We start from the raw sequence: 24,596 nt of genomic DNA on the forward strand, positions 1-24,596 counted from the left end.
CGGCGGTAAAGAAAGGAACCTCGGAAGCGGGGCGGGGCTCACAGGTTTCAGCTTGTGTCCTTGCGTCATCGCCGTGGCCACTGCGGCGTTGAACACACAGGCGGGTGCGCCGCTCCATCGCATGGCGCACCGTTCTTTCCGAGGAGCCTTTCAACATGAAGATCTCAATGCGCTTCGTTTCCGTCACCGCATCCGTGCTGGCCCTGGCCACGCTCACCGCCTGCGTGGCACCCGCACCGGTCTACCAGACCTCCCGCTATCCCTACCAGCCGCCGCCGCAGGCCGTGCCCTACCGCGAGGCCGCCTACGTCGAGTACGGCCACGTGGCGAACATCGAGGTGCTGCGCAGCGAGACCGCCGGCACCGGCACCACCGGTGGCGGTGCCGTGGCCGGTGGCGTCATCGGCGGCGTGGTGGGCAACCAGTTCGGCCGTGGCAACGGCCGTGCGGCCGCCACCGCGCTCGGCGTGATCGGCGGCGCGCTGCTGGGCAACACCATCGAGGCGCAGCAGAACGGTCCGCGTGCCTACGAGAGCTATCGCATCTCGGTGCAGACCGACCGCGGCGGCTACCGTGCCTTCGACGTGCAGCACCCGGGCGACCTGCGCATCGGCGACCGCGTGCGCATCGACAACGGCCAGCTCTCGCGCATGTAGGTCGGCATCGGCGTCACGTCGCGCCAGCCAAGGAAAAGCCGGGCAATGCCCGGCTTTGTCGTTGATACGCCGAGGGACTCAGTGCAGCGTGTCGTTGCCCGGCGAGAGCGGCTGCACCTTGAAGAAGGCCGTGCCCGCGGTGCCGCGGCCGATCTCTTCCTCGGTGGCTTCGCGCACCGAGCGCACGAGGATGTCGAGCCGGATCGCGATGCCCGCCAGCGGATGGTTGCCGTCGAGCACGAGGTGCTCGGGGTAGATCTCGGACACCGTGTACATCGCATCCTTCGGGATGTTCTCGCTCACGCCCGCGGGCAGCGCGCTGCCCTCGAAGCTCATGCCTTCCTCGGTGCCCTCGGGGAAGAGGGCGCGCGGCTCGAGGAAGAGCAACTGGTCGTTGAAGTCGCCGAAGCCCTGTTCGGGCTCGACCTGCAGCTGGATGCGGTCGCCGGGCTCATGGCCCTGCAGGGCCGCCTCGATCACGTCGAACAGATCGTCGCCACCGATCAGGAATTCGACCGGTTCGTCGAGCACGTCCAGCACATCGCCGAGCGTGTCTTTCAGGGTCCAGGTCAGGCCGACCACGCATTGTTCAGAGATTTCCATTGCAGAATTCTCCCATGGAGATCACAACACCGCTGCCCCTGCTGGGCGGCCTGAGCGCCGCGCAGTTCATGCGGCGGCACTGGCAGAAGAAACCGCTGCTGGTGCGACAGGCGGTACCCGACATGGTGCCACCCATCGACCGTTCCGCGCTGTTCGCGCTGGCCGAACGCGAGGAGGTCGAGTCCCGGCTGATCCGCCATGGCAAGACCGGCTGGAGCCTGAAGCACGGCCCGCTGCCGCGCCGCTCGCTGCCCTCGCTGAAGCAGGCCGCCTGGACCCTGCTGGTGCAGGGCGTCGACCTGCACCACGAGGGCATCCATGCGCTGCTGCGGCAGTTCAGCTTCCTGCCCGACGCGCGGCTCGACGACCTGATGATCAGCTACGCGAGCGACGGCGGCGGCGTGGGCGCGCATTTCGACAGCTATGACGTGTTCCTGCTGCAGGCGCAGGGCCGGCGCCGCTGGTCCATCGGCAAGCAGGGCGACCTGCGGCTGCAGCCCGGCGTGCCGCTCAAGATCCTCGAGCGCTTCGAGCCCGAGCAGAGCTTCGTGCTCGAACCCGGCGACATGCTCTACCTGCCGCCGCGCTATGCGCACGACGGCGTGGCGGTCGGCGGCGACTGCATGACCTTCTCGATCGGGCTGCGTTCGCCGTCCGCGGGCGAGCTCGGCGCCGACCTGCTGGCGCGCATCGCGCAGGCCCATGCCGACGAACTCGAGGACTCGGGCCCGTCGGCCGCCGTGCGCTACCGCGACCCCGCGCAGCCCGCGGTCGAGGCGCCCGGCGCCATGCCCGCCGCGCTGCAGGCCTTCGCGCGCAAGGCGGTCGAGATGGCGCTGCGCGATCCCGATGCGATCGACCGCGCGCTCGGCGAGTCGCTGACCGAGCCCAAGGCCAGCACCTGGTTCGACGAAGGCGGCGAGGCGCCCGACGCGTTGCGCGCGGTGCGGCTGGACCGCCGCACGCGCATGCTCTACGACGCGCGTCATCTCTACATCAACGGCGAGAGCTTTCGCGCGGGCGGGGCCGATGCCACGCTGATGCGGCGCCTCGCCGACCGGCGCGCGCTCGGGCCGCGCGAGCTCGCGAAGGCCAGCGACGATGCGCTGTCGCTGCTGGCCGAATGGTGCGAGGCGGGCTGGCTGCATGCCGAGTGACGCCGCGTTGCCGTCGCCGCTGCCCGAGGGCCGCTTCGACGGCCGCGAGGATTTCGACCGGCTGCTGCGCACCGCGCTCGCGTCGGCTGCGCAGCAAGGCTGGAAGGAACTGATCTTCAGCGACCCCGACTTCGCCGACTGGCCGCTGGGCGAGCGCGCGAGCATCGAGGCGCTGCAGGCTTGGTCGGCCAGCGGCCGCAGGCTGGTGCTGCTGGCCGAGCGTTTCGATGGCGTGGAGCGCCGGCATGCGCGCTTCGTCGGCTGGCGCCGAACCTGGGACCACATCGTCGAATGCCGCGCGTTGCGCGTGTCGCCGGCGCAGGCCGGCAGCGGCGTGCCGAGCGCGCTGTGGACACCGTCGTGGTTCCTCCATCGCATCGACGTCGAGCGCGGCCGCGGTCTCGCCAGTGCCGATGCGCGCACGCGCAGCGCGCTGCGCGAATCGATCGAGGAATGCTGGCGCCAGGCCCGGCCCGCCTTTCCCGCGAGCACGCTGGGCTTGTAAGCCAATGCCGCGAATCCCGCGGCCAGACATAAGAGGGACAGCATGCGGGTCTAGAATTTTTTTCGTCCCTCAAGACCTTCATTGCCAAAGGAGCCTTTTCATGAAGAAGACAACGTCCGTCCTGCTCGCCTCGCTGCTCGCCGCTTCCGCCCTGGTGGCTTGCGGCAAGAAGGAGGATGCGGCGCCCGCCGTGACCACGCCGCCGCCCGCGCCCGTGACCGAGCCCGCACCGGCCCCCGCGCCCGCACCTGCCGCATCGGCGCCGTCGATGGGCGCCTCGGCACCATCGGCCGCCGCATCGTCGGCACTCGATGCGGCCAATGCCGCGACCGAAGCCGCCAAGAAGAGCGAAGCGCCGAGCAAGTAAGCCGTCGCCGCACACGAAGCAAAGCCGCCTCCAGGGCGGCTTTCTTCATGGGGCTTTCAATCGCCTTTCAATCGGCTGCCGATCGCGCGGCGCGCGCGCTCAGACGTCGAGCCAGGGTGAGCCTTCGGCCGCGCTCGCGGTGAGCATCTCGGCCTCGTTGCCGCCGAGCGCCTGTGCCATCAGCTGGCGCACGATCTCGGGCCGGTTGTTCTGCTCGCTCAGGTGCGCCGCGACCACGTGGCGCAGCCCGTCGTGCAGCACGGCGCGTGCAATCTCCGCGGCGGCCTGGTTCGAGAGGTGGCCGTAGTTGCCGCCCACGCGCATCTTCAGGAACGGTGGATAGGCCGAGTTGGCCAGCAGCTCGCTGTCGTGGTTGAACTCCAGCAGCAGCGAGTGCGCGCCGCTCAGGCGCGCGAGCACGTGGGCGGTGGCATGGCCGAGATCGGTCAGCACGCCGAGCGTGCGGTTGCCGTCGGTGCAGCGCAACTGCAGCGGCTCGCGCGCGTCGTGCGGCACGGTGAAGGGATGCACCGACAGCTCGCCGACCGCGAAATCCTCGTCGTCGCGCGCGATGTGCAGCTGCCCTTCGAAGTCGCGCCCGCCCGTGGCCAGCCAGGTGCCTTCGCTCATCCAGACGGGAATGCGGTTGCGCCGCGACAGGGTGTGGGCGCAGCCGATGTGATCGCCGTGTTCGTGCGTGACGAAGATGGCATCGATGTCGCTCGCGGCGAGCCCGGCGCGGGCCAGCCGCTGATCGAGCTGGCGGATGCCGAAGCCGCAGTCGATCAGGAGCCGGGAGGTGCGGCCGCCGCTGGTCGCCTCGACCAGCGCGGCATTGCCCGTGCTGCCGCTGCCGAGGCTTCGGAAGCGGAGCATGGGACTTACTTCAGGTCGTCGGCGATGACCTTGACGATGCGCTCGGCATTGGCCGAGGTCTCGGGCGCGCCGGCTTCGTTCTGCACCGACACCGTGCTGCTCTCGCCCTGGCTCTTGATCAGGATGCGGAACTTGAGCGGCGACTCGGTCTTGCTCGAGCTGAACAGCTTGCCGAAGAAGCCGGGCTCCTTCTTGTCGGGGTTCGGCGGCACGTAGCGCACGAAGTAGACGCCGGCGCTGCGGTCGCGGTCTTCCACCGTGAAGCCGGTGCGGTCGAGCGCGAGGCCGACGCGGCGCCATGCGCGGTCGAAGCCGTCGCTGAGCTGCACGATCGGCTGGCCGCCGACGTTGGCCACGCGCGCGGTCTGCACCGGTGCCGCGGCGGCGGTGGCCGCGACCTGCTTGGCCTGCTCCTGCGAGACGCCGAGCTTGACCATCAGGCGGCGCAGGAATTCGGCTTCGAGCTCGGGGTCGGACGGACGCGGCTGCCAGACGGTCTGGTCCTGGCGCGTGTTGGTGTAGACCTCCTGCATGCCGCGGTGGCTGATGTAGATCTCGGTGCCGTTCGCCGTGCGCTCCATGCGGGTGCGGAAGCGGTCGAGTTCGCCGGTGGAGTAGATCGAGTCGACCAGCTTGCCCAGCGTGCCGCGGATGATATCCTGCGGCAGCTTGGCGCGGTTCTCGGCCCAGTCGGTTTCCATGATGCCGAGGTTGCGCTGCTCGGTGGTCAGCAGGAAGCCGCTTTCCTGCCAGAAGTCCTTGACCGGCTCCCAGAGCTGGTCGGGCGAGCGGTTGACGACCAGCCAGCGCTGCGTGCCGGTGCGTTCCAGGCGCACGTCGCCGAGGTTCGAGACGGCGGTGGGCACGCCCGGCGCGTTGGCGACGCCGGTCTGGTAGGCATTGGCGGTCACGGCACCGCCGGGGATGTTGTAGCGGTTGTCACGCGAGAGCTGCGACAGGTCGGGCGGCACTTCGAGCGTCGGGGCCTTGCCGGCGCTCTTGTAGTCGATCTTGTCGCTCTCGAGAACGGAGCAGGCGGCGAGGCTGGCGACGAGGGCCAGGAGTGCGAATCGCGAGAGGTACTTCAACGTCGTCTTCCTTGTTGGAATGGTTCGGTCAATCGATGGGCCGCTGTGCCCGCCCGTTCTGAGCTCGGTTCAGGCAAAAGGTTGCTTAACCTCGGACGCGGCAGGGTAAAAGAAGATCGTGGAGGGAATGTGGAGGTGGCGAGGGCGCGGTGGCGCGCATCAGTCCTTGAGCAGCCCGGTCGCGCGCAGCGCGGCCTCGACCGCCGGACGGCTGGCCTCGGAGAGCTCGGTCAGCGGCAGCCGCAGCGCACCGCCGCAGAGGCCGAGGCGGGACATGGCCCACTTGAGCGGAATCGGATTGGGTTCGACGAACAGGTTGCGGTGCAGCGGCATCAGTTCGAACTGGATCTGCATCGCGCGCTTCACGTCGCCCGCGAGCGCGGCCACGCACAGCTCGTGCATCTTGCGCGGCGCCACGTTGGCCGTGACGCTGATGTTGCCCTTGCCGCCGCACAGCATGAGCGCCACGGCGGTCGGGTCGTCGCCCGAGTACACGGCGAAGCGCTCGGGCAGGTCGCGGATCAGCCACTGGGCGCGTTCGATGTTGCCGGTGGCTTCCTTGATGCCGATGATGCCGGGCACCTGGGCCAGGCGCAGCACGGTGTCGTGCGCCATATCGGCGACGGTGCGGCCGGGCACGTTGTACAGCACGGTGGGCAGGTCGCCCACGGCTTCGGCGATGGCCTTGAAATGCTGGTACTGGCCCTCTTGCGTGGGCTTGTTGTAGTAGGGGACGACCTGGAGCTGGGAATTGGCGCCCACGCCCTTGGCGAACTTGGCGAGCTCGATCGCTTCCTTGGTCGAGTTGGCGCCGCAGCCGGCCATGACGGGCACGCGGCCCCGGGCCTGTTCGACCGACACGCGGATGATTTCGCAGTGCTCTTCCACGTCGACCGTGGGCGATTCGCCGGTGGTGCCGACGACGCCGAGGCAGTCGGTGCCTTCGTCGATATGCCAGTCGATCAGCCGGCGCAGCGCGGGATAGTCAACGCTGCCGTCGTCGTGCATCGGCGTGGCCAGCGCGACGATGCTGCCTGTGAGTTGCTCCAAGGGGGAATCTCTTTGTCGTGGACGAAAGCACGCATTCTAATAGCGCACCCCCTGCCCGCCACCCGGGCGGCCCCGGGTCCCGAGGGGGTGGTCAGGCGGCCTTCAGCGGATGGCGCGCCGGCAGGTCCGCCGCGGCGGCGGGCGCCCGGACCGCCGCGATGCGCTGCACGAAACGCGCCGGCTCGCTCAGGAAGCCGTCCTCGTAGGCCACCACGCGCAGCCCGTCGCAGGCGGTCAGCAGCTCGCCCGGGCGCAGCAGGAAGTCGGGCCGCGAGGGCTTGCCCACGCTCTCGTTGCCCGCCGCGAAGGTCTCGTAGAGCAGCACGCCGCCGGGCGCCACGGCCGCGACGATGTCGGGCAGCCGCGCCCGCCACAGGTAGTTGGTGACGACGACCGCGCCGAAGCCCCGGCCGGCGAAGGGCCAGGGGCCGTCCTCGATGTCGGCGGTGACGACCGTGCCGAAGGCGGCTGCCGCGGCGGTGGCCTCGGGCGAGCGGTCGACGCCCGTGACCGGGTGCCCGCGCTGCGCGAACCAGTGCATGTGGCGCCCGGCGCCGCAGGCCACGTCGAGCACGGTGGCGCCCGGCGCGAGCAGGTGGCTCCAGCGCACGATCCATTCCGAGGGCGCCGACAGGCCGTGGACCGGGGAAAGGGGATTGGTTACATCTTTCATGGCGCCTTGCGCCCGCCGGGCGCGCGATCGGTCAGAAGCACGACCAGATCTGGTCGACCAGCATCACCGCGAATTCGGGGTGGGTGTAGAGGCTGAACACGCCCGCCAGCGCCAGCGCCGCGGCGGCGAACCAGCCGGTGCGTGCGAGCCGTTGGCGCGAGAGGGGTGTCATGGCCGCCATTGTGATCCCGGCATCAGCCCGCGTATCAGCCCGCGTGCGCGGCGGGCCGGCCCACCGGCCGCGCGATCGCGGTCTCGCGCACCGGCAGGTTGACCAGCGCCGCGAACACGCCGAGCGCGATCGCCAGGTACCAGACCACGTCGTAGCTGCCCGTGGTGTCGTAGAGATAGCCGCCCAGCCAGACGCCGAGGAAGGAGCCGACCTGGTGGCTCAGGAACACGAAGCCGCTGAGCATCGAGAGGTGGGCCACGCCGAAGATGCCCGCCACGATCGCGTTGGTGGCCGGCACGGTCGAGAGCCAGAGGAATCCCATCGCGGCCGAGAACAGGTAGACGCTCAGCGGCGAGGTCGGCACCACGAGGAACAGCGCGATCGATACCGCCCGCGCGAAGTAGATCGCGGCCAGGATCTTGCGCTTGGCGAGCTTCTGGCCCAGCAGCCCCACGGTGTAGGTGCCGAACACGTTGAACAGGCCGATCAGCGCCAGCGCATAGCCGGCCACGTCGGCCGGCAGGCTCTTGTCGCGCAGGTAGGTCGGCATGTGGATGCCGATGAAGGCGAGCTGGAAGCCGCAGACGAAGTAGCCGGCCATCAGCAGGCCGAAGCTCGGATAGCGGAAGGCCTCGCCCACGGCCTGCAGCACCGACTGCTCGCGCTGCGCGGCCGCCGCTTCGCGCCGGGGCTCGCGCAGGCCGAAGGCCAGCGGCACGATCACCAGCACCAGCACCGCGACCACCGCCAGCGCGGTCTGCCAGCCGAACTGGCCGATCAGCCGGCCCTCGACCGGCGCCATCAGGAACTGGCCGAAGGAGCCGGCCGCCGCCGCCACGCCCATCGCCCACGAGCGCCGCTCGGCCGGGATCTGCCGCCCGATCACGCCGTAGATCACCGCGTAGGTGGTGCCGGCCTGGGCCGCGCCGATCAGCAGGCCCGCGCTCAGCGTGAACAGCAGCGGCGTCGGCGAATGCGCCATGCCCAGCAGGCCCAGCGCATAGAACACCGCCCCGCCGATCAGCACCCGGAACGCCCCGAAGCGGTCGGCCAGCATGCCCGCGAACACCCCGAAGATGCCCCACGAGAGGTTCTGTATCGCCAGCGCGAACGAGAAGGTCTGCCGGCTCCAGTCCTGCGCCTGCGTGATCGGCTGCAGCCAGAGCCCGAAGCCATGGCGGATGCCCATCGAGAGCGTGACGATCATGGCGCCGCAGAACAGCACCTGCCTGATCGAGAGGGTGGGAGTGGAAGGCGATTGCATGCGGCGACTGTAGCCAAGAGCCGGCTTTGGCATGCGCGCCGCCGGCGACAGCCATTGATGATTTATCGGCGGCGTTTCAATGCGTTTCAGGCATCAAAGCCGGCCGGCGCGATGGCCCGCGCGCCTGGAAAGCCATGGGCGCAGGCGCGCCAGGCCAGCCACAGCGCCGGCACCAGCAGCACGAGCAGCGACCATGGCAGCGCGCCGGCGCCGCGGCCCTGCAGCAGCAGGCCGCCGATCAGCCCGCCGCCCGCGATGGCGCTGTTCCAGGCCGTGACCACCATTGACTGCGCCACGTCGGCGGCCTCGCCGGCCGCCTGCGCCGAAGCGGTCTGGAACAGGGTCGCGGCGCCGCCGAAGCTCAGTCCCCAGACGGCGACGGCGAGGAACACCGCCGGCGCGGAAGCCGTGGCCACGCCCAGCAGCAGCGCCGCCCCGCCGAAGGCCGCGGTGCTCGCCAGCACCAGCTCGCGCAGCCAGCAGTCGATCAGCACGCCGGTGAGCCAGATGCCCGCCAGCGAGGCGGCGCCGAAGGTCAGCAGCACCAGGTCGACCCGTTCGCCGAGCCCCGCATGGGCGAGAAAGGGCGCGATGTAGGTGTAGAGGATGTTGTGCGCCAGCACGAAGGCCAGCATCACCGCGAGCACGGGGCGCACGCCCGGCAGCACGAACACCTGCTGCACGCGCTGCCGGCGACCGGCCGCCTGGCCGGGGAAGTCGGGCACGCGCCAGCGCACCCAGGCCAGCAGCAGCACGGACAGCACCGACATGCACAGGAAGGCCGCGCGCCAGCCCACGCTGTGGCCCAGCAGCGTGCCGGCCGGAATGCCCAGCGACAGCGCCAGCGGCGCGCCGAGCATCGCCACCGCGGTTGCGCGGCCGCGCAGCGCGGGCGCCACCATGCGGCCCGCATGGCCGGCGACCAGCGCCCACAGCAGGCCCGCGAACACGCCGGCGAAGAAGCGCGCGACCAGCGTCAGCGCGTAATCGTGCGACAGCGCGGTCACCGTGTTGACGACCGCGAAGCCGCCGATGGCCAGCATCAGCAGCGGCCGCCGCCGCCAGCCCTGGGTCAGGGCGACCAGCGGGATCGCCGCCACCAGCGAGCCGATCGCATAGACCGTGACCCACTGGCCGACCAGCGCGGGCGCGATGTCCAGGCTGGCGCCGATCTGCGGCAGCAGGCCGGCCGGCATGGCCTCGGTCAGGATCGTGACGAAGCCGGCGGCGGCCAGCGCCAGCAGGCCGGACAGGGGCAGCCGGGCCTCGGGCGAAGGGGTGGTGCGCTCAGCCATGGACGGCGTCCCGCAGTTCGTTCACGAAGCCGCCCGACACGCCTTCGTAGAGCGTGTTGGTGAAGGCCACCACGCTGAGGCCGCGGGCGCGGTCCACGAACCACGAGTGCCCGTAGGCGCCGCCCCAGCGCCAGGTGCCGACGGACTCGGGCGAGGCCGCCGCCACCGGATCGTGCAGCACCGAGAAGCCGAGCCCGAAGCCGTAGCCCGGCGCGTCGGCCGGGCCCCAGGCGCCGGTGTGGTTGCGGCCCATCTCGTCGACCGAGGCGCGCGGCAGCAGCGGCGCGCCGCCCTCGCGCAGGGTCTCGAGCAGGCGCAGGAAGTCGTGCGCGCTGCCGACCATGCCCGCGCCGCCCGAGGGGAAGGCATCGGGGTCGAAGGCGCGCGCGGGATCGAAACGGATGCCGATGGCGCCGTCGAACGGCGTCGCGACGATCGGGCCGTCCATGCGCCGCGGTGCCGCGCCGGGAACGTTGACGTAGGGCACGGCGAGCCGGGCTTCGTCCGGCGCGACGCCGAAGCCGGTGTCGCGCAGGGCCAGCGGAGCGGTCACGAGCCGGCGCACCGCCGCGGCCAGCGGCTGGCCGCTCGCGGCCTCGATCACGCCGCCGAGCACGTCGATCGCCAGCGAATAGAACCAGCCCGTGCCCGGCGCATGGAGCAGCGGCACCCGTGCGATGCGACGCAGGTTCTCGGCCAGGTCGATGCCGCTGCGGTCCATGCCGTCGGACACGCCGGCCCGCGCGTAGGGACCGTCGTCGCTGGCCTCGAAGAAGCGATAGCCGAGCCCGGCGGTGTGGGTGAGCAGCTGTCGCAGCGTGATGACCGGCTCGCTGCCGTCGGGCAGGCGCGGGCGGAAGTCCGGCAGCCAGCGCGTGACCGCGTCGTCGAGCGCGAGCCGGCCCTGCGCCGCGAGCACCATCGCGGCCGTCGAGACGATGGGCTTGGACACCGAGGCCAGCCGGAACAGCGCGTCCTCGCGCATCGGGCGGCCGGCCTCGCGGTCCGCCAGGCCGGCTGCGCGGCGGTGCACGGGGCGCCCGTCGTGGGCCACCAGCACCACCGCGCCGACCAGCCGCTGCTCGGCCAATGCGCGATCGATGGCCGCGTCGATGCGCGCCGGGTCGGGGCCGCGCCAGCGGGCGGCGGAACAGGATGGTTTTTCGTGGGCGAATGACATGGCGCCAACGATAGGAACAAGCCGACTGCGGAAAAAGGGGGATAGAGTTCCGCTCAGTGCGGACGTCGGTGTCCGCAATGGAGCCTTTATGGACAGCCTCAGCGGCTTTTCCGTTTTCGTCCAGGTCGCCGAGACCCGCAGCTTCGTCGCCGCCGGGCGTGCCCTCGGCGTGTCCGCCTCGGCCGTGGGCAAGCGCGTGGCGCGGCTGGAGGAGCGCCTGGGCGTGCAGCTGTTCCACCGCAGCACGCGCAGCATCACGCTCACGGCCGAGGGCACGCTGTTCCTCGCGCACAGCCGGCGCGTGCTGGCCGAGATCGAGGCCGCGGAGCAGGAGCTCTCGCACTCGGCGCTCGCGCCGCGCGGCAAGCTGCGCGTCAGCCTGCCGCTGATCAGCTCGCTGGTGCTGCCGGTGCTGGCCGGCTTCATGCGCGAGCACCCGGCCATCGAGCTCGACCTGGACTTCAGCGACCGGCTGGTCGACGTGGTCGAGGAGGGCTTCGACGCCGTGGTGCGCACCGGCGAGCTGGCCGATTCGCGGCTCTCGGTGCGCCGGCTGGGCGCGTTCTCGCAACTGCTTGTGGCCTCGCCCGACTACCTCGAGCGCCACGGCACGCCGGTCTCGATCGCCGAACTCGCCGCGCACGCCTGCCTGCACTACCGCTTTCCCGCCACGGGCAAGGTGGAGGTCTGGCCGCTCGTGCCGCTGCCCGACGGCAGCGAGTTCAAGCCGCCGGTCGCCATGATCTGCAACACCATGGAAGCCCGCCTGTGCTTCGCCGAGCGCGGCCGCGGCATCGCCTGCCTGCCCGACTTCAGCGTGCGCGAGGCCCTGGCCGCCGGGCGGCTGCGCAGCGTGCTGCCCGAATCCGTGCGGCCCCACACCATCGGCCTGGGCGTGCTGTGGCCGTCGGGGCGCCATCCCGCGCCCAAGCTGCGGGCCTTCATCGACCACCTGAGTGCCCACCTGTTCACGCCGCCGCCGGCTTCCTGTACGGGCATCCAGTTGTTTGGCGGCGACTGACTACAATCCGCCCCCATGGCGACTCCCCCCAAGACTCCAACCAGTTCCTCCGACGCCTCCGGCTACTCCGAAGGCTCGATCCGCGTGCTCAAGGGCCTCGAGCCCGTCAAGCAGCGCCCGGGCATGTACACCCGCACGGACAACCCGCTGCACATCATCCAGGAAGTGCTCGACAACGCGGCCGACGAAGCGCTCGCGGGCCACGGCAAGAAGATCAAGGTCACGCTGCACGCCGACGGCTCGGTCAGCATCGAGGACGACGGCCGCGGCATTCCGTTCGGCCTGCATCCCGAAGAGAAGGCGCCCGTGATCGAGCTGGTCTACACCCGGCTGCACGCGGGCGGCAAGTTCGACAAGGGCTCGGGCGGCGCCTACAGCTTCTCGGGCGGCCTGCACGGCGTGGGCGTGTCGGTGACCAATGCGCTGTCGAAGCGGCTCGAGGTGGCGACGCACCGCGAAGGCTCGGTGGCGAAGCTGGCCTTCAGCGGCGGCGACGTGATCGAGGCGCTCGAGGTCCGCAAGCTCGAGGCCGGCGAGCGCAAGCAGGGCACCACGGTGCGCGCCTGGCCCGACTCCAAGTACTTCGAGACCGTCGCGCTGCCGATGGGCGAGATCACCCACCTGCTGCGCAGCAAGGCGGTGCTGATGCCCGGCGTGAGCGTCACGCTGGTCAACGAGAAGACCAAGGAAACGCAGCAGTGGCTCTACAAGGGCGGCCTCAGCGACTACCTGATGCAGACGCTCAACGGCGATCCGGTGATCCCGCTGTTCGAAGGCAGCGGCCATGCCGACAAGAACGCCGACAACTTCGCCGAGGGCGAGGGCGCCGACTGGTGCGTGGCCTTCACCGAGGACGGCCAGCCGGTGCGCGAGAGCTACGTCAACCTGATTCCCACCAGCGCCGGCGGCACGCACGAGAGCGGCCTGCGCGACGGCCTGTTCACGGCGGTCAAGGGCTTCATCGAGCTGCACTCGCTGCTGCCCAAGGGCGTGAAGCTGCTGCCCGAGGACGTGTTCGCGCGCGCTTCCTACGTGCTGAGCGCCAAGGTGCTCGATCCGCAATTCCAGGGCCAGATCAAGGAGCGGCTGAACTCGCGCGACGCGGTGCGGCTGGTGTCGAGCTTCGTGCGCCCGGCGCTCGAGCTGTGGCTCAACCAGCACGTCGACTACGGCCGCAAGCTCGCCGAACTGGCGATCAAGGCCGCGCAGACGCGCCAGCGCGCGGGCCAGAAGGTCGAGAAGCGCAAGGGCTCGGGCGTGGCCGTGCTGCCCGGCAAGCTGACCGACTGCGAGAGCAAGGACATCAGCCACAACGAGGTCTTCCTGGTCGAGGGCGACTCGGCCGGCGGCAGCGCCAAGATGGGCCGCGACAAGGAAAGCCAGGCCATCCTGCCGCTGCGCGGCAAGGTGCTCAACACCTGGGAGGTCGAGCGCGACCGGCTGTTCGCCAACACCGAAATCCACGACATCTCGGTGGCCGTGGGCGTCGATCCGCACGGCCCCGACGAAACGCCTGACCTCAGCGGCCTGCGCTACGGCAAGATCTGCATCCTTTCCGATGCCGACGTGGACGGCTCGCACATCCAGGTGCTGCTGCTCACGCTGTTCTTCCGCCACTTCCCGAAGCTGATCGAAACCGGCCACGTGTATGTCGCGAAGCCGCCATTGTTCCGGGTCGACGCGCCCGCGCGCGGCAAGAAGCCGGCCTCCAAGGTCTATGCGCTCGACGAGGGCGAACTGACCGCCACGCTCGACAAGCTGCGCAAGGACGGCGTGCGCGAAGGCGCCTGGAGCATCAGCCGCTTCAAGGGCCTGGGCGAAATGAGCGCGGAACAATTGTGGGAAACCACGCTCAATCCAGACACCCGGCGCCTGATGCAGGTCCAATTGGGCCGTTTCGACTTCAGCGCCACCCAGGGCGAGATCACCAAGCTCATGGGCAAGGGCGAAGCGGCGGCGCGGCGCGAACTGATGGAACTGCGCGCCGACGACGTCGACATCGATGTTTGATTCCACCCCGCATGTCTCTCCTCAAGCCTTCGCTGCTCCTGGCCTTCCTGCTGCTCGCGCTGCAGGGGCCGGCGCGCGCCGCTGACGTCTACGGCTACATCGACGCCAACGGCGTGGCGCACTTCGCGGCCGAGAAGGTCGACGAGCGCTACCAGGTGTTCTTCCGCGACGGCCAGAGCTTCGACACCACGCAGGGCATCTCGCCGTTGAGCCGGTTGGGCCGCGGCGACCGCAAGCTCGATGGCAAGGTGTCTCCGGCCTCGCAGACGCTGCTGGCCATGTTCGAGGCCTCGCCGAGCTACAAGATCGCCAAGAGCGCGCTGCGCGATGCCTCGAACAAGCATGCGATCGACTACGAGCTGCTGCAGGCGCTGATCGCCACCGAGTCGGGCTTCGACGCGCAGGCCGTCTCGCCCAAGGGCGCGCGCGGGCTGATGCAGCTGATGCCCGGCACCGCGCAGCGCTACGGCGTGGCGGGCGACCAGCGCGCGAGCCTCGAGAAGAAGCTGTTCGACCCGCGCATCAACATCGCCGCCGGCTCGCACTACCTGCGCGACCTGATCGCGATGTTCCCGGGCCAGATCGAGCTGGCGCTGGCGGCCTACAACGCGGGCGAGGGCGCGGTGCAGCGCGCGGGCAACAAGATCCCGAACTACAAGGAAACGCAGAACTACGTGCAGACGGTGCTGCAGCTCTATGCCTACCTCAAGCCCTCGGTGGCCCGGGGCGGCGGCCTGCGCGGCGGCAAGACGCCGGGGCGCATCCGCATGGAGATGACGGTGCCCGCCGGCGGCGCGATCGGCCGCGGCAACATGCCCCCGGATTCGCCGCGCAGCCTGCCGGCGATGCCGGTCGTGCCCGAGTCGGCCGCGCCGCCCGCGGCCGATGCCGGCGAGCGATCCGCCGCGCCGCTCTCGTGAGCACGGCGTCCCGCGAGCGAGCGCCTTCGCCCGCCCCGACCACCCCAAGAACGAGGAGACCGCGATGCAACGCCGAGATTTCGTCCTGGCCGGCGCCGCCGCGCTGAGCGGCGCCGCGCGCGCCCAGCATCCGGCCTCGCACGCGGCGCCGCAGCCCGTGCCGTCCTCGGCCGAGCCCTATGCGCGGCTGCAGGGCGGCGTGCCGCATCACATGACGCCCGAGCAGGAGGCGCAGCGCGTCACCGACAGCCCCGCGCCGCGCGGCCCGCAGGGGCGCTGGGCGGCGCGCGCGGCGCTGCCGATCCCGCGCAGCGAGATGGCCTGGGCCACGGCCGCGCAGGGCCGCATGCACGTGGTGGGCGGTTACGGCGAGGGCGCGGTCAACCGCGACTACCACCACATCTACGATCCGCAGGCCGACCGCTGGCTCGACGGCGCACCGCTGCCGCGCGGCGCCAATCACGTGGCCGTGGCGGCCGATGGCGGCCGGGTCTATGCGCTCGGCGGCTTCGTCGAGCAGAACCGGCGCTCCGACACGAATGCCTACGTCTACGAGATCGCGGCCAATCGCTGGACCGCCATCGCGCCGCTGCCGCGCCCGCGCGGCGCGGCAGCCGCGGTGGTGCTCGACGGGCAGCTGCACCTGATCGGCGGCGCCTCCGAGCCCGCGGCCGAACGCGCCAGCGTGGGCTGGCACGAGGTCTATGACCCGAAGGCCGACCGCTGGAGCGCGCGCAAGCCGCTGCCCGGCGCGCGCGACCACGTGGGCTGCGTGGCGCACGGCGGCCTGATCCACGTGGTGGGCGGCCGCTTCAACACCTTCGAATACAACACCGACCTGCACCACGTCTACCTTCCCGCGCGCGACACCTGGGAGCCGCGTTCGCCGCTGCCCACCGCGCGCTCGGGCCATGGCCTGGTGGTCTATCGCGACCGCTTCTTCGCCATGGGCGGCGAGGGCGGTTTCCTCGTCGGCGGCGTGCCGCGCCAGGCCAAGGTCTTCGGCCAGATGGAAAGCTACGATCCCGTGGCCGATAGCTGGCAGCGCCATGCGCCCATGACCACGCCGCGCCATGCCGTCGGTGCCGCCGTCATCGGCGACTGGATCTACGTGGCCGGCGGCGGTGCCGTGCTCGGCGGCTCGGTGCAGTCGGCGGTGCACGAGGCCTTCACGCTGGGCTGAGCGCCTTCGTCGCCCCTTCTTTTTCGTTTTCTCACCCGCTCTTTCATGGACTCCCAACCCCCGCTCGATCTCCTGCCTCCCGGCGACGACAACAACGGCGGCGACGACACCTCGCTCACGCTCGCCGACTATGCCCAGACCGCCTACCTCGAATACGCGCTGAGCGTGGTCAAGGGCCGCGCGCTGCCCGACGTGTCGGACGGCCAGAAGCCGGTGCAGCGGCGCATCCTCTATTCGATGTCGCGCATGGGCCTGGGCTTCGGCGGCACCAACGGCACCGTGGGCGCCAAGCCCGTGAAGAGCGCGCGCGTGGTCGGCGACGTGCTCGGCCGCTTCCATCCGCACAGCGACCAGGCCGCCTACGACGCGCTGGTGCGCATGGCGCAGGACTTCTCGCAGCGCTATCCGCTGGTCGACGGCCAGGGCAACTTCGGCAGCCGCGACGGCGACGGTGCCGCGGCCATGCGCTACACCGAGGCGCGCCTCGCGCGCATCACCAGCCTGCTGCTCGACGAGATCGACGAAGGCACGGTCGACTTCATCCCCAACTACGACGGCAGCACCGAGGAGCCGCGCCTCCTGCCCGCGCGGCTGCCGTTCACGCTGCTCAATGGCGCCAGCGGCATCGCGGTCGGCCTGGCCACCGAGATCCCGAGCCACAACCTGCGCGAGATCGCCGATGCCTGCGTGGCGCTGATCAAGTCGAACGGCAAGCTCAGCGAGGAAGAGTTGTTCGCCATCGTGCCCGGCCCCGACTATCCGGGCGGCGCGCAGATCATCAGCAGCGCGGGCGACATCGCCGATGCCTACCGCAGCGGCCGCGGCTCGCTCAAGGTGCGCGCGCGCTGGAAGATCGAGGATCTCGCGCGCGGCCAGTGGCAGCTGGTGGTCAACGAGCTGCCGCCGGGCGTGAGCACGCAGAAGGTGCTCGAGGAGATCGAGGAGATCACCAACCCCAAGGTCAAGGCCGGCAAGAAGGCGCTGAGCACCGAGCAGACCCAGGTCAAGGCCGCGATGCTCTCGGTGCTCGACGTGGTGCGCGACGAGTCGAGCAAGGACGCCGCCGTGCGCCTGGTGTTCGAGCCCAAGACCTCGCGCATCAGCCAGGAGGAATTCATCACCACGCTGCTGGCGCAGACCTCGCTCGAGACCTCGTCGTCGATCAACCTCACGATGGTGGGCATCGACGGCAAGCCGACGCAGAAGTCGCTGCGCCAGATGCTCAACGAGTGGATCGCGTTCCGCGAGATCACCGTCGAGAAGCGCACGCGCTTCCGCCTCAACAAGGTGATGGACCGCATCCACATCCTCGAAGGCCGGCAGCTCGTGCTGCTCAACGTCGACGAGGTGATCGCGATCATCCGTGCGGCCGAGGACCCGAAGGCCGCGCTGATCGAGCGCTTCAAGCTCAGCGAGATCCAGGCTGAGGACATCCTCGAAATCCGCTTGCGCCAATTGGCGCGGCTCGAGGCCATCAAGATCCAGCAGCAGCTCGACGAGCATCGCATCGAGCAGAAGAAGCTCGAGGACATCCTCGCCAACCCTGCCACGCTGCGCCGCCTGCTCGTCAAGGAGATCGAAGCCGACGCCAAGACCTTCGAAGACCCGCGCCGCACGCTGATCCAGGCCGAGAAGCGCGCCGTGGCCGAGGTCAAGGTGGTCGACGAGCCGGTCACCGTGATCGTCTCGCAGAAGGGCTGGGTGCGCGCGCAGAAGGGCTGGGCCAGCGAGAAGGCCACGGGCAACGGCGCCGCGGCGCCCGAGTACAGCTTCAAGTCGGGCGACTCGCTCTACGGCGCCTTCGAATGCCGCAGCGTCGACACGCTGCTGGTGTTCGGCTCCGCCAAGGACAAGAGCGTGCGCGTCTACACCGTGCCCGTGGCCTCGCTGCCGGGCGCGCGCGGCGACGGCCAGCCGGTCACCACGCTGATCGAGCTCGATGCGGGCACGCATGTCACGCACTACTTCGCGGGCCCGGTCGCGGCCAGCCTGCTGCTGGCCAACTCGGGCGGCTACGGCTTCATCGCCACGGTCGAGAACATGATGTCGCGCCAGCGCGGCGGCAAGGCCTTCATCGACGTGGGCGAGGGCGAGCAGCTGTGCCGACCCTCGCTGGTGGGCGGTGCCGGCGGCGCCGAGCCGATGCCCATGGCCACGCACGTGGCCTGCGCCTCCACGGGCGGGCGCATCCTGACCTTCGAGATCGCCGAGCTCAAGAGCCTGCCCAAGGGCGGCCGCGGCCTCACGCTGATCGACCTCGAGCCCAAGGACACCCTCGCGGGTGCCGCGGCCTACACGCGCAGCGTGAAGATCGAGGGCATCGGCCGCGGCGGCAAGGAGCGCGACGAGACGCTCGAGATCCGCACCCTCAACAACGCACGCGGCGCCCGCGCGCGCAAGGGCAAGGCGGCCGACCTGGGCTTCAAGCCGACCAGCATCGTGCGGGTACTCTGATGGGCGGCCTCGACATCAGCACCATCGGCTTCGTCATCGCGATCGTGACCGGCATCGGGAGCTTTCTCGTGGGCCGGCACTTCCGCGGCAAGCGCGCCGAGAAGAAGCGCGCGAAGGACCGCGTGGCGGCGCAGGCGCTAGAGACGCGCCAGCAGCGCCGCGCGCGCGAGCGGCGCGAGCGCGGCTAGCCGCTCGCTGCCCGTTACTTCAGGCCTTCCCACCAGCGCACGTTGGTGCGCGCCTGGCCCACCGTCAGCACCTCGCCGATCACCGGCGTGGCCAGTTCGATCTTGCGCTCCTGCGTGAGCTTCGCGATGCGGTCCAGCGGGTCGTGCCAGCTGTGGAAGGCGAGGTCGAAGGTGCTGTTGTGCACCGAGTACAGCACCTTGCCGCGCAGGTCCTGGAAGGCCTGCACGCTCTGCTCGGGCGTCATGTGGACCGCGGGCCAGTAGGCGTCGTAGGCGCCGTTCTCCATCAGCGCGAGGTCGAAGCCGCCGAAGCGCTCGCCGATCTGCTTGAAGCCCGGGAAGTAGCCCGAGTCGCCGCTGTAGAAGATGCGCTGCTCGCCGCTTTGCACCACCCACGAGGCCCACAGCGTGCGACCGCGGTCGGTCAGCGAGCGGCCCGAGAAATGCTGCGCCGGCGTGGCCGTGAGCTTCACGCCGTCGTGCTCGCCGCCCTGCCACCAGTCGAGCTCGCTGATGCGCTCGGGCGGCACGCCCATCGCGACCAGCCGGGCCTTCACGCCCAGCGGCACGAAGTAGTGCTGCACCCGCTTCGCGAGGTACTCGATGGTGTAGACGTCGAGGTGGTCGTAGTGGTCGTGCGAGAGGATCAGGCCCTCGATCGGCGGCAGGTCCTGCAGCGCGATCGGCGGCTGGTGGAAGCGCTTGGGCCCCGCGAACGAGAACGGCGACACGCGCTCGCCGAACACCGGGTCGATCAGCCAGTACTTGCCGCGCAGCTTGAGCAGGTGCGAGGAATGGCCCAGGCGCACCACGTGGTTGGCCTGCGCATCGAGCGCCGCCAGCGCGGCCGGCGTCAGCGGCTTCACGGGGATCGCATCGGTGGGCACCGAGTCGGTCTTGGTCTCGAAGAAGAAGCGGGTCCAGATCTTCCACGTGCTCTGGTTGGGCAGCACGTCGGGGTTGTCCATGTTCTCGAAGGTGCAGCCCTTGAACTGCGGCGAGGCGTCGTAGCGGACCTCGCAGCCGCTGTTGCTGCTGCAGCCGGCCAGCAGCGCGCAGGCGGCCGCGAAGGCGGCGGTGGCGCGCCTGCGCAGGCGCTGCGAAAGGGAAGGAGCGTTGGGGTCGGTCATGGCAGGTGTTGTGTGGTTCTGCGGGCGGCGCGAGCTTAGCGGCGGGTGCGCGGGCAATGGTTTCAACGTCAGAAACATTCGCCGGGCAGGGGCATTGGTGCGTCCTGTGCGATCCTTCGGCCCTGCCGTCCCGCGCACCAGAAAGGGTTCCCATGACACTCGCCGTCCTCGTCATCGACATGCAGCGCGGCCTCGTCGACGACGCCCCGCGTCCGCACGAAGCCGCCGCGGTGATCGAGCGCATCAACGCGCTCACCGAGCGTGCCCGCGCGGCCGGCGTGCCGGTGGCCTTCATCCAGCACGAGAACGAGGTCGACCTGGTGTTCGACTCCGAGCGCTGGCAGCTCGCCGGCGCGCTCAACACCGACACGCGCGACGCGCGGCTGCGCAAGACCACGCCCGATTCCTTCCTGCGCACGTCGCTCGATGCCTGGCTCTCGGAGCGCGGCGTGAAGCGCGTGGTGGTCTGCGGCTATTCGTCGGAGTTCTGCGTCGACACCACGGTGCGCCGCGCGGCCGGGCTCGGCTACGCGGTGACGCTCGCGGCCGACGCCCACACCTCGCACGACAAGCCGCATGCCACGGGCGCACGGATCCGCGCCCACCACAACGCCACGCTGGCGGACATCACGAGCTTCGGCGTGCCGATCCGCGCGGTCGACAGCGCGCAGGTGTCGTTCGGCGGTTGAAGCCGGCGCGGGGCTTCAGTCCGCTCCCGGCCGCCACACCCGCACCAGCGCCCCGAGCTTCTCCCGGAAGCTCATGCGGTCGTTCGACAGCACGTCGATGAAGTCCGACAGCCGCTGCGACTTGACCATGGTGTAGACCGTGAGCCAGGTCGTGAACACCAGCACCACGCCGAACCAGATCGCCTTGCGCCACAGCGGCGCCTCGGCCTCGGCCAGCAGGTTCATGCCGAGGAAGCCGGTGGTGATGGTGCCGATCAGGCCGAACAGGGTCACGACCGTGAGCCGCACCACGGTGTTGGCCTGGCGCCGCAGGCTGTCGGCGTCGAGGTAGGTGTTCATGTCGGCGATGCGCTCCTTGACCTCGTCGTAGAGCGGATCGAGCCCGAGGTGGGTGGCGCACAGGTGCGACAGCGCGCGCACCTGCGCCTGCTCCGAGATCTCGTGGAACCAGTAGCGGTGCGTGAAGCGCAGGAAGCGCTCGAAGCTGGCGCGGATCGCGCGCTTGAAGCGCTTCACGCTCGGCGTGCTGCGGATGTCCAGCCGCTTGAGCGCCTCCACCAGCTGGTCCGAGAACATCAGCAGCGAGGCCTTCTGGAAGTGCGCGATCAGGAACAGCAGGAAGTGCTGGTGGCGGAACTGCGCGAGCACGCCGCGGTCGCGGCAGCAGAAGAACTCGGAGCGCGCATCGCCCACCACGATCAGCGCATGGCCGTTGCACAGGTAGCGCGTGTTCGGGGCCGCGCCGGCATCGACCCAGAAGCGGTCGTAGCAGTAGCGGCTCTCGAAGTCGGCGAGGTGGTGGTCGGCGTAGGGCAGGTGGTCCTGGCGTCCCGCGAGCGCCGCCTCGGCCTCGCCCGCGCCCGTGACCAGCCCGAGGCGGATGAAGTCGTTGCGCGTGAGCCGCTTCGGATCGTCGAGCGACAGGTAGGCCATCACCGGCATGCGGTAGTACTCGATCTGCCGGTAGCGCAGCGCGCCCTTGTCCTCCGAATGGTCGCTCACCAGCGGCTGCATCAGGTAGGCCCAGTGGGCCGCGATGCGCGGCGCGCGGTGCTGCGCCACGTGCGAGATGAAGGCCTCGCTGTGCTGTGCGTCCGAGCTGGCGAGCACGCGGCCGTCGGCGGCCAGCCATTCGACGCTGGCCATGCAGTGCAGCGCGCCGCCCTCGGCATCCCAGCCCGCGGGATAGGCGCGGCCGAAGCGGTAGAGCAGCTCCTGCGCCTGCGCCAGGCTCAGGTCGTTCACGCCGACCTCGAGGTTCAGCAGCACCACGTCGACGTCGAAGAAGAAGTAGAGGTCGCAGTGCACCACCTCGAGCGTGATCGGCGCCTCGCCGGCGCGCGTGACCACGCGCACCGCGGCGATGTCGTGGCGGCGGAAGATGCGCATCGGCGAATCGCCGTCGCTGCCCGATTCAGGCCCGCCGGCCTGCGCGCGCGAGCGGCCCTCGCCGTAGAGGAAGCGCTGCACATAGGGCAGGAAGCTCACGAACTCGTTGTAGTGGCGCTGGTGGAAGCGGCTGCTGTCGCCGGTGTATTCGTCGATCTCCTCGCGCCACGGCGAGGCCTCGCCCATCTCGCGCAGCAAGTGCCATGGCGCCTGGTGCGCGGACTTCGCATCGCGCACCGGCATCAGCCGCACCGGCCACAGCAGGGCCTGCCGCAGGTGCTTCACGGCGGGGGCGTGGGCGGAGGTCTCGGCAAGCATGGCGCCGGGGTCTTCGGCCATGTCGTCCAGCTGCGCGGTCGTGGGGTTGGCCAGGGGTGTGAGCATCGCGGAAGTGTAGGCAGCGGCCCCCCGCAAAGGCCGACTAGGGTAATCCCTGGGTCATCGTGAAACCGGTTTCATATAAGCTGCAAGCATTGCTTTTCCACTGTGCGCGTGCACCCGCGCCGCAGCCGGACCATGAACTACCAGTTTCAATTCGACGCCGTCTTCGCCGCCTGGCCGCTGCTGCTCAAGGGCACGTGGATCACCGTCCAGCTGTCGCTGGTCGCCACCGTGCTCGGGCTGGTGGTGGCCATCTTCTGCGCCTGGGGCAAGACCTCGGGACCGGGCTGGCTGCGCTTCGTGATCAACGCCTACATCGAGGTGATCCGCAACACGCCGTTCCTGGTGCAGCTGTTCTTCTTCTTCTTCGCGCTGCCGGCCATCGGCCTGCGCTGGTCGCCGCAGACGGCCGCGCTGGTGGCGATGGTGGTGAACCTCGGCGCCTATGCCACCGAGATCATCCGCGCCGGCATCGAATCCATTCCCAAGGGCCAGATCGAGGCGGGCCGCGCGCTCAACCTCAAGTCCTGGGAGATCTTCCGCTTCATCATCATCAAGCCCGCGCTCAAGGCCATCTACCCGGCGCTCACCAGCCAGTTCATCCTGCTGATGCTGAGCTCGGCGGTGGTCTCGGTGATCTCGGCCGACGACCTGACCTCGGTGGCCGCCAACCTGCAGTCGCAGACCTTCCGCAGCTTCGAGATCTACATCGTGGTCGCGGCCATCTACCTCGCGCTGGCGCTCGCCTTCTCGGCGATGTTCAAGCTGATCTACAAGCGCACGCTCAACTACCCGGACCGCCGGTAAGCGTCGACCGACGGAGACCACCACACCATGCGCACCTTCGGCTTTCCCGAATTCCTGTTCATCCTCGAAGCGGCCCAATGGACGCTCGCGCTGTCGGCCATCGCCTTCGTGGGCGGCGCGATCCTGGGGCTCGCGATCGCGCTCATGCGCACGTCCGAATCGGCGTGGGCACGCGGCGTCTCGACCACCTTCATCCAGATCTTCCAGGGCACGCCGCTGCTGCTGCAGCTGTTCCTGGTGTTCTTCGGCGCGCCGGTGCTGGGGCTGGACATCAACCCCTGGGTCGCCGCGGGCGTGGCGCTGGTGCTCAACAGCGCGGCCTTCCTCGGCGAGATCTGGCGCGGCTGCATCGAGGCCATTCCGCGCGGCCAGTGGGAAGCGGCGCAGGCGCTGAGCCTGAGCTACAGCGCGCGCATGCGCGACGTGGTGCTGCCGCAGGCCTTCAGGATCGCGCTCGCGCCCACCGTGGGCTACCTGGTGCAGATCATCAAGGGCACCTCACTCGCGGCCATCATCGGCTTCGTCGAGGTCACGCGCGCCGGCCAGATCGTCAACAACGCCACCTTCCAGCCGCTCATCGTGTTCTCGGTGGTGGCCGCCCTCTACTTCGTCATCTGCTGGCCGCTGTCGCTTTTGGCCGCGCGCATGGAGCGCAAGCGCGCACGCGCGCTGGCCCGCTGATTTCCCGTTCGCTTTCGTTTTTTCCGTCGCTTCCTTTCTTTTTCAGGAGACACATCCCATGACCCGCACCACCACCCGCCGCGCAGCGATCGCAGCCCTCGGCCTCGGAGCCGCCCTCACCGTGTTCGCCCCCTTCGCCTCGGCGCAGAGCGTGGCCGACATCAAGAAGAAGGGCGAGATCACCATCGGCATGCTGGTCGACTTCCCGCCCTACGGCACCACCGATGCGAAGAACCAGCCCGACGGCTACGACGCCGACGTGGCCAAGCTCTTGGCCAAGGACTGGGGCGTGAAGGCCAACATCGTGCCGGTGACCGGCCCGAACCGCATTCCCTTCCTGCTGACCAACAAGGTCGACCTGCTGGTCGCCTCGCTGGCCATCACGCCCGAGCGCGCGAAGCAGGTGCAGTTCTCGCAGCCCTACGCGGCCGCCACCATCGTGCTGTACGGCGCGACCAAGACCCCGATCAAGGCTGCCGGTGACCTCAAGGGCCTGCGCGTGGGCGTGGCCCGTGCGTCGACCCAGGACGTGGCCGTGACCAAGGCCGCGCCCGAAGGCACCGAGATCCGCCGCTTCGACGACGACGCCTCGGCCATGCAGGCACTGATCTCGGGCCAGGTCGACGCCATCGGCTGCTCGGTGACCGTGGCCGCCCAGATCGCCAAGCGCGTGCCCGCCGGCACCTACGAAAACAAGTTCACGCTGGTGCAGCAATCGATGGGCATCGCGCTGCGTCCGGGCCAGGACGAGCTGACCAAGGCCGTCAACGACTTCGTGGCGAAGAACACCGCCAACGGCGAGCTCAACAAGCTCTACCAGAAGTGGCTGCAGGCCGACCTGCCGAAGATGCAGTAAG

General features: G+C 69.9%; 25 protein-coding genes. 14 read left to right on the forward strand and 11 right to left on the reverse strand.

Annotated features, from left to right (window positions below; genetic code table 11):
* Nucleotides 1–155: 155 nt before the first annotated feature.
* A complete protein-coding gene (locus AC07PU_RS18480) occupies nucleotides 156–656 on the forward strand; it encodes an outer membrane lipoprotein (protein ID WP_057595940.1) in 501 nt (166 codons plus the stop codon).
* A 78-nt stretch (nucleotides 657–734) separates the two neighbouring features.
* On the opposite strand, the gene AC07PU_RS18485 is transcribed toward AC07PU_RS18480, so the two are convergent.
* Nucleotides 735–1,259: an FKBP-type peptidyl-prolyl cis-trans isomerase gene (locus AC07PU_RS18485; RefSeq protein ID WP_495319331.1), complete on the reverse strand. Its 525-nt coding sequence runs from the start codon at nucleotides 1,257–1,259 to the stop codon at nucleotides 735–737.
* 14 nt (nucleotides 1,260–1,273) lie between these two features.
* Between AC07PU_RS18485 and AC07PU_RS18490 the strand changes: the two genes are divergently transcribed.
* From AC07PU_RS18490 to AC07PU_RS18500, 3 genes are all read left to right on the forward strand, one after another.
* Entirely contained in the window at nucleotides 1,274–2,416 is a 1,143-nt protein-coding gene (locus AC07PU_RS18490) for a JmjC domain-containing protein (protein WP_495319333.1), read from the forward strand.
* A complete protein-coding gene (locus AC07PU_RS18495; protein WP_495319335.1) occupies nucleotides 2,406–2,921 on the forward strand; it encodes a hypothetical protein in 516 nt (171 codons plus the stop codon). The genes AC07PU_RS18490 and AC07PU_RS18495 overlap by 11 nt, the downstream gene beginning before the upstream one ends.
* Nucleotides 2,922–3,021: 100 nt before the next feature.
* Entirely contained in the window at nucleotides 3,022–3,288 is a 267-nt protein-coding gene (locus tag AC07PU_RS18500; RefSeq protein ID WP_495319337.1) for a hypothetical protein, read from the forward strand.
* Nucleotides 3,289–3,387: 99 nt separating this feature from the next.
* Here the strand turns inward: AC07PU_RS18500 and AC07PU_RS18505 are convergent, their stop codons facing one another.
* The 8 genes from AC07PU_RS18505 to AC07PU_RS18540 all read right to left on the reverse strand — a co-directional run bounded on the left by AC07PU_RS18505 (nucleotide 3,388) and on the right by AC07PU_RS18540 (nucleotide 10,886).
* The gene (locus tag AC07PU_RS18505) at nucleotides 3,388–4,164 is read right to left on the reverse strand and encodes an MBL fold metallo-hydrolase (protein WP_093354658.1); all 777 of its coding nucleotides are present in this window, start codon (nucleotides 4,162–4,164) and stop codon (nucleotides 3,388–3,390) included.
* Nucleotides 4,165–4,169: 5 nt separating this feature from the next.
* Nucleotides 4,170–5,252, reverse strand: coding sequence for an NlpB/DapX family lipoprotein (gene bamC, locus AC07PU_RS18510; RefSeq protein ID WP_093354660.1), 1,083 nt, complete (start codon nucleotides 5,250–5,252; stop codon nucleotides 4,170–4,172).
* A gap of 159 nt (nucleotides 5,253–5,411) precedes the next feature.
* On the reverse strand, nucleotides 5,412–6,302 hold the full coding sequence (gene dapA / locus AC07PU_RS18515) for a 4-hydroxy-tetrahydrodipicolinate synthase (RefSeq protein WP_082322177.1): 891 nt from the start codon (nucleotides 6,300–6,302) through the stop codon (nucleotides 5,412–5,414).
* A gap of 91 nt (nucleotides 6,303–6,393) precedes the next feature.
* Entirely contained in the window at nucleotides 6,394–6,975 is a 582-nt protein-coding gene (locus AC07PU_RS18520; protein ID WP_495319340.1) for a class I SAM-dependent methyltransferase, read from the reverse strand.
* Nucleotides 6,976–7,006: 31 nt separating this feature from the next.
* Nucleotides 7,007–7,147: a hypothetical protein gene (locus AC07PU_RS18525; RefSeq protein WP_172705632.1), complete on the reverse strand. Its 141-nt coding sequence runs from the start codon at nucleotides 7,145–7,147 to the stop codon at nucleotides 7,007–7,009.
* Between the two features lie 34 nt (nucleotides 7,148–7,181).
* Complete coding sequence (locus tag AC07PU_RS18530) at nucleotides 7,182–8,411, reverse strand: MFS transporter (RefSeq protein WP_495319343.1); 1,230 nt, start codon at nucleotides 8,409–8,411, stop codon at nucleotides 7,182–7,184.
* An 86-nt stretch (nucleotides 8,412–8,497) separates the two neighbouring features.
* A complete protein-coding gene (locus tag AC07PU_RS18535; protein ID WP_495319345.1) occupies nucleotides 8,498–9,706 on the reverse strand; it encodes an MFS transporter in 1,209 nt (402 codons plus the stop codon).
* The gene (locus AC07PU_RS18540; protein WP_495319347.1) at nucleotides 9,699–10,886 is read right to left on the reverse strand and encodes a serine hydrolase domain-containing protein; all 1,188 of its coding nucleotides are present in this window, start codon (nucleotides 10,884–10,886) and stop codon (nucleotides 9,699–9,701) included. The genes AC07PU_RS18535 and AC07PU_RS18540 overlap by 8 nt, the downstream gene beginning before the upstream one ends.
* Before the next feature lie 88 nt (nucleotides 10,887–10,974).
* Between AC07PU_RS18540 and AC07PU_RS18545 the strand changes: the two genes are divergently transcribed.
* The 6 genes from AC07PU_RS18545 (at nucleotide 10,975) to AC07PU_RS18570 (ending at nucleotide 18,662) form a co-directional block, all read left to right on the forward strand.
* A complete protein-coding gene (locus AC07PU_RS18545) occupies nucleotides 10,975–11,907 on the forward strand; it encodes a LysR family transcriptional regulator (RefSeq protein WP_495319349.1) in 933 nt (310 codons plus the stop codon).
* Nucleotides 11,908–11,922: 15 nt separating this feature from the next.
* A complete protein-coding gene (locus AC07PU_RS18550) occupies nucleotides 11,923–13,917 on the forward strand; it encodes a DNA topoisomerase IV subunit B (protein ID WP_495319351.1) in 1,995 nt (664 codons plus the stop codon).
* 11 nt (nucleotides 13,918–13,928) lie between these two features.
* Complete coding sequence (locus AC07PU_RS18555) at nucleotides 13,929–14,837, forward strand: lytic transglycosylase domain-containing protein (protein ID WP_495319353.1); 909 nt, start codon at nucleotides 13,929–13,931, stop codon at nucleotides 14,835–14,837.
* Between the two features lie 64 nt (nucleotides 14,838–14,901).
* Nucleotides 14,902–16,020, forward strand: a complete 1,119-nt coding sequence (locus tag AC07PU_RS18560) for a Kelch repeat-containing protein (RefSeq protein ID WP_093354678.1) — start codon at nucleotides 14,902–14,904, stop codon at nucleotides 16,018–16,020.
* A 45-nt stretch (nucleotides 16,021–16,065) separates the two neighbouring features.
* Entirely contained in the window at nucleotides 16,066–18,474 is a 2,409-nt protein-coding gene (gene parC / locus AC07PU_RS18565) for a DNA topoisomerase IV subunit A (protein ID WP_495319355.1), read from the forward strand.
* Nucleotides 18,474–18,662, forward strand: coding sequence for a hypothetical protein (locus AC07PU_RS18570; protein WP_093354683.1), 189 nt, complete (start codon nucleotides 18,474–18,476; stop codon nucleotides 18,660–18,662). Before parC ends, AC07PU_RS18570 begins: the two co-directional genes overlap by 1 nt.
* Nucleotides 18,663–18,676: 14 nt before the next feature.
* Here AC07PU_RS18570 and AC07PU_RS18575 read toward each other — a convergent pair whose 3' ends face one another.
* Nucleotides 18,677–19,792 (reverse strand): MBL fold metallo-hydrolase, encoded by a 1,116-nt coding sequence (locus AC07PU_RS18575; RefSeq protein ID WP_495319357.1) that lies wholly within the window; start codon nucleotides 19,790–19,792, stop codon nucleotides 18,677–18,679.
* A gap of 152 nt (nucleotides 19,793–19,944) precedes the next feature.
* On the opposite strand from AC07PU_RS18575, the gene AC07PU_RS18580 reads away from it, so the two are divergent.
* Nucleotides 19,945–20,481 carry a cysteine hydrolase family protein gene (locus AC07PU_RS18580; protein ID WP_093354688.1) on the forward strand — a complete coding sequence of 179 codons (537 nt, stop codon included), beginning with the start codon at nucleotides 19,945–19,947 and terminating at the stop codon, nucleotides 20,479–20,481.
* A gap of 15 nt (nucleotides 20,482–20,496) precedes the next feature.
* On the opposite strand, the gene AC07PU_RS18585 is transcribed toward AC07PU_RS18580, so the two are convergent.
* On the reverse strand, nucleotides 20,497–22,113 hold the full coding sequence (locus tag AC07PU_RS18585) for a hypothetical protein (protein WP_495319431.1): 1,617 nt from the start codon (nucleotides 22,111–22,113) through the stop codon (nucleotides 20,497–20,499).
* 273 nt (nucleotides 22,114–22,386) lie between these two features.
* On the opposite strand from AC07PU_RS18585, the gene AC07PU_RS18590 reads away from it, so the two are divergent.
* The 3 genes from AC07PU_RS18590 to AC07PU_RS18600 are packed head-to-tail and all read left to right on the forward strand — an operon-like array spanning nucleotide 22,387 to nucleotide 24,595.
* Nucleotides 22,387–23,058: an amino acid ABC transporter permease gene (locus AC07PU_RS18590; protein WP_057595383.1), complete on the forward strand. Its 672-nt coding sequence runs from the start codon at nucleotides 22,387–22,389 to the stop codon at nucleotides 23,056–23,058.
* Between the two features lie 27 nt (nucleotides 23,059–23,085).
* A complete protein-coding gene (locus tag AC07PU_RS18595) occupies nucleotides 23,086–23,739 on the forward strand; it encodes an amino acid ABC transporter permease (protein ID WP_495319360.1) in 654 nt (217 codons plus the stop codon).
* 58 nt (nucleotides 23,740–23,797) lie between these two features.
* Nucleotides 23,798–24,595: a transporter substrate-binding domain-containing protein gene (locus AC07PU_RS18600; protein WP_093354693.1), complete on the forward strand. Its 798-nt coding sequence runs from the start codon at nucleotides 23,798–23,800 to the stop codon at nucleotides 24,593–24,595.
* The last annotated feature ends 1 nt before the right edge of the window (nucleotide 24,596 follow it).

The sequence above is a fragment of the Variovorax sp. GW821-FHT10D07 genome, assembly GCF_059415325.1.

Bases quoted from the DNA above. Each gene is read 5' to 3' on its own strand.
- AC07PU_RS18525 (WP_172705632.1), bottom strand. From the start codon at position 7,147: ATGACACCCCTCTCGCGCCAACGGCTCGCACGCACCGGCTGGTTCGCC.
- AC07PU_RS18490 (WP_495319333.1), top strand. From the start codon at position 1,274: ATGGAGATCACAACACCGCTGCCCCTGCTGGGCGGCCTGAGCGCCGCG.
- AC07PU_RS18550 (WP_495319351.1), top strand. From the start codon at position 11,923: ATGGCGACTCCCCCCAAGACTCCAACCAGTTCCTCCGACGCCTCCGGC.
- AC07PU_RS18585 (WP_495319431.1), bottom strand. From the start codon at position 22,113: ATGCCGGTGCGCGATGCGAAGTCCGCGCACCAGGCGCCATGGCACTTG.
- AC07PU_RS18520 (WP_495319340.1), bottom strand. From the start codon at position 6,975: ATGAAAGATGTAACCAATCCCCTTTCCCCGGTCCACGGCCTGTCGGCG.
- AC07PU_RS18575 (WP_495319357.1), bottom strand. From the start codon at position 19,792: ATGACCGACCCCAACGCTCCTTCCCTTTCGCAGCGCCTGCGCAGGCGC.
- AC07PU_RS18485 (WP_495319331.1), bottom strand. From the start codon at position 1,259: ATGGAAATCTCTGAACAATGCGTGGTCGGCCTGACCTGGACCCTGAAA.
- AC07PU_RS18560 (WP_093354678.1), top strand. From the start codon at position 14,902: ATGCAACGCCGAGATTTCGTCCTGGCCGGCGCCGCCGCGCTGAGCGGC.
- AC07PU_RS18570 (WP_093354683.1), top strand. From the start codon at position 18,474: ATGGGCGGCCTCGACATCAGCACCATCGGCTTCGTCATCGCGATCGTG.
- AC07PU_RS18580 (WP_093354688.1), top strand. From the start codon at position 19,945: ATGACACTCGCCGTCCTCGTCATCGACATGCAGCGCGGCCTCGTCGAC.
- AC07PU_RS18545 (WP_495319349.1), top strand. From the start codon at position 10,975: ATGGACAGCCTCAGCGGCTTTTCCGTTTTCGTCCAGGTCGCCGAGACC.
- AC07PU_RS18505 (WP_093354658.1), bottom strand. From the start codon at position 4,164: ATGCTCCGCTTCCGAAGCCTCGGCAGCGGCAGCACGGGCAATGCCGCG.
- AC07PU_RS18595 (WP_495319360.1), top strand. From the start codon at position 23,086: ATGCGCACCTTCGGCTTTCCCGAATTCCTGTTCATCCTCGAAGCGGCC.
- AC07PU_RS18495 (WP_495319335.1), top strand. From the start codon at position 2,406: ATGCCGAGTGACGCCGCGTTGCCGTCGCCGCTGCCCGAGGGCCGCTTC.
- AC07PU_RS18500 (WP_495319337.1), top strand. From the start codon at position 3,022: ATGAAGAAGACAACGTCCGTCCTGCTCGCCTCGCTGCTCGCCGCTTCC.
- AC07PU_RS18540 (WP_495319347.1), bottom strand. From the start codon at position 10,886: ATGTCATTCGCCCACGAAAAACCATCCTGTTCCGCCGCCCGCTGGCGC.
- parC (WP_495319355.1), top strand. From the start codon at position 16,066: ATGGACTCCCAACCCCCGCTCGATCTCCTGCCTCCCGGCGACGACAAC.
- AC07PU_RS18590 (WP_057595383.1), top strand. From the start codon at position 22,387: ATGAACTACCAGTTTCAATTCGACGCCGTCTTCGCCGCCTGGCCGCTG.
- AC07PU_RS18480 (WP_057595940.1), top strand. From the start codon at position 156: ATGAAGATCTCAATGCGCTTCGTTTCCGTCACCGCATCCGTGCTGGCC.
- AC07PU_RS18555 (WP_495319353.1), top strand. From the start codon at position 13,929: ATGTCTCTCCTCAAGCCTTCGCTGCTCCTGGCCTTCCTGCTGCTCGCG.
- AC07PU_RS18530 (WP_495319343.1), bottom strand. From the start codon at position 8,411: ATGCAATCGCCTTCCACTCCCACCCTCTCGATCAGGCAGGTGCTGTTC.
- AC07PU_RS18600 (WP_093354693.1), top strand. From the start codon at position 23,798: ATGACCCGCACCACCACCCGCCGCGCAGCGATCGCAGCCCTCGGCCTC.
- AC07PU_RS18535 (WP_495319345.1), bottom strand. From the start codon at position 9,706: ATGGCTGAGCGCACCACCCCTTCGCCCGAGGCCCGGCTGCCCCTGTCC.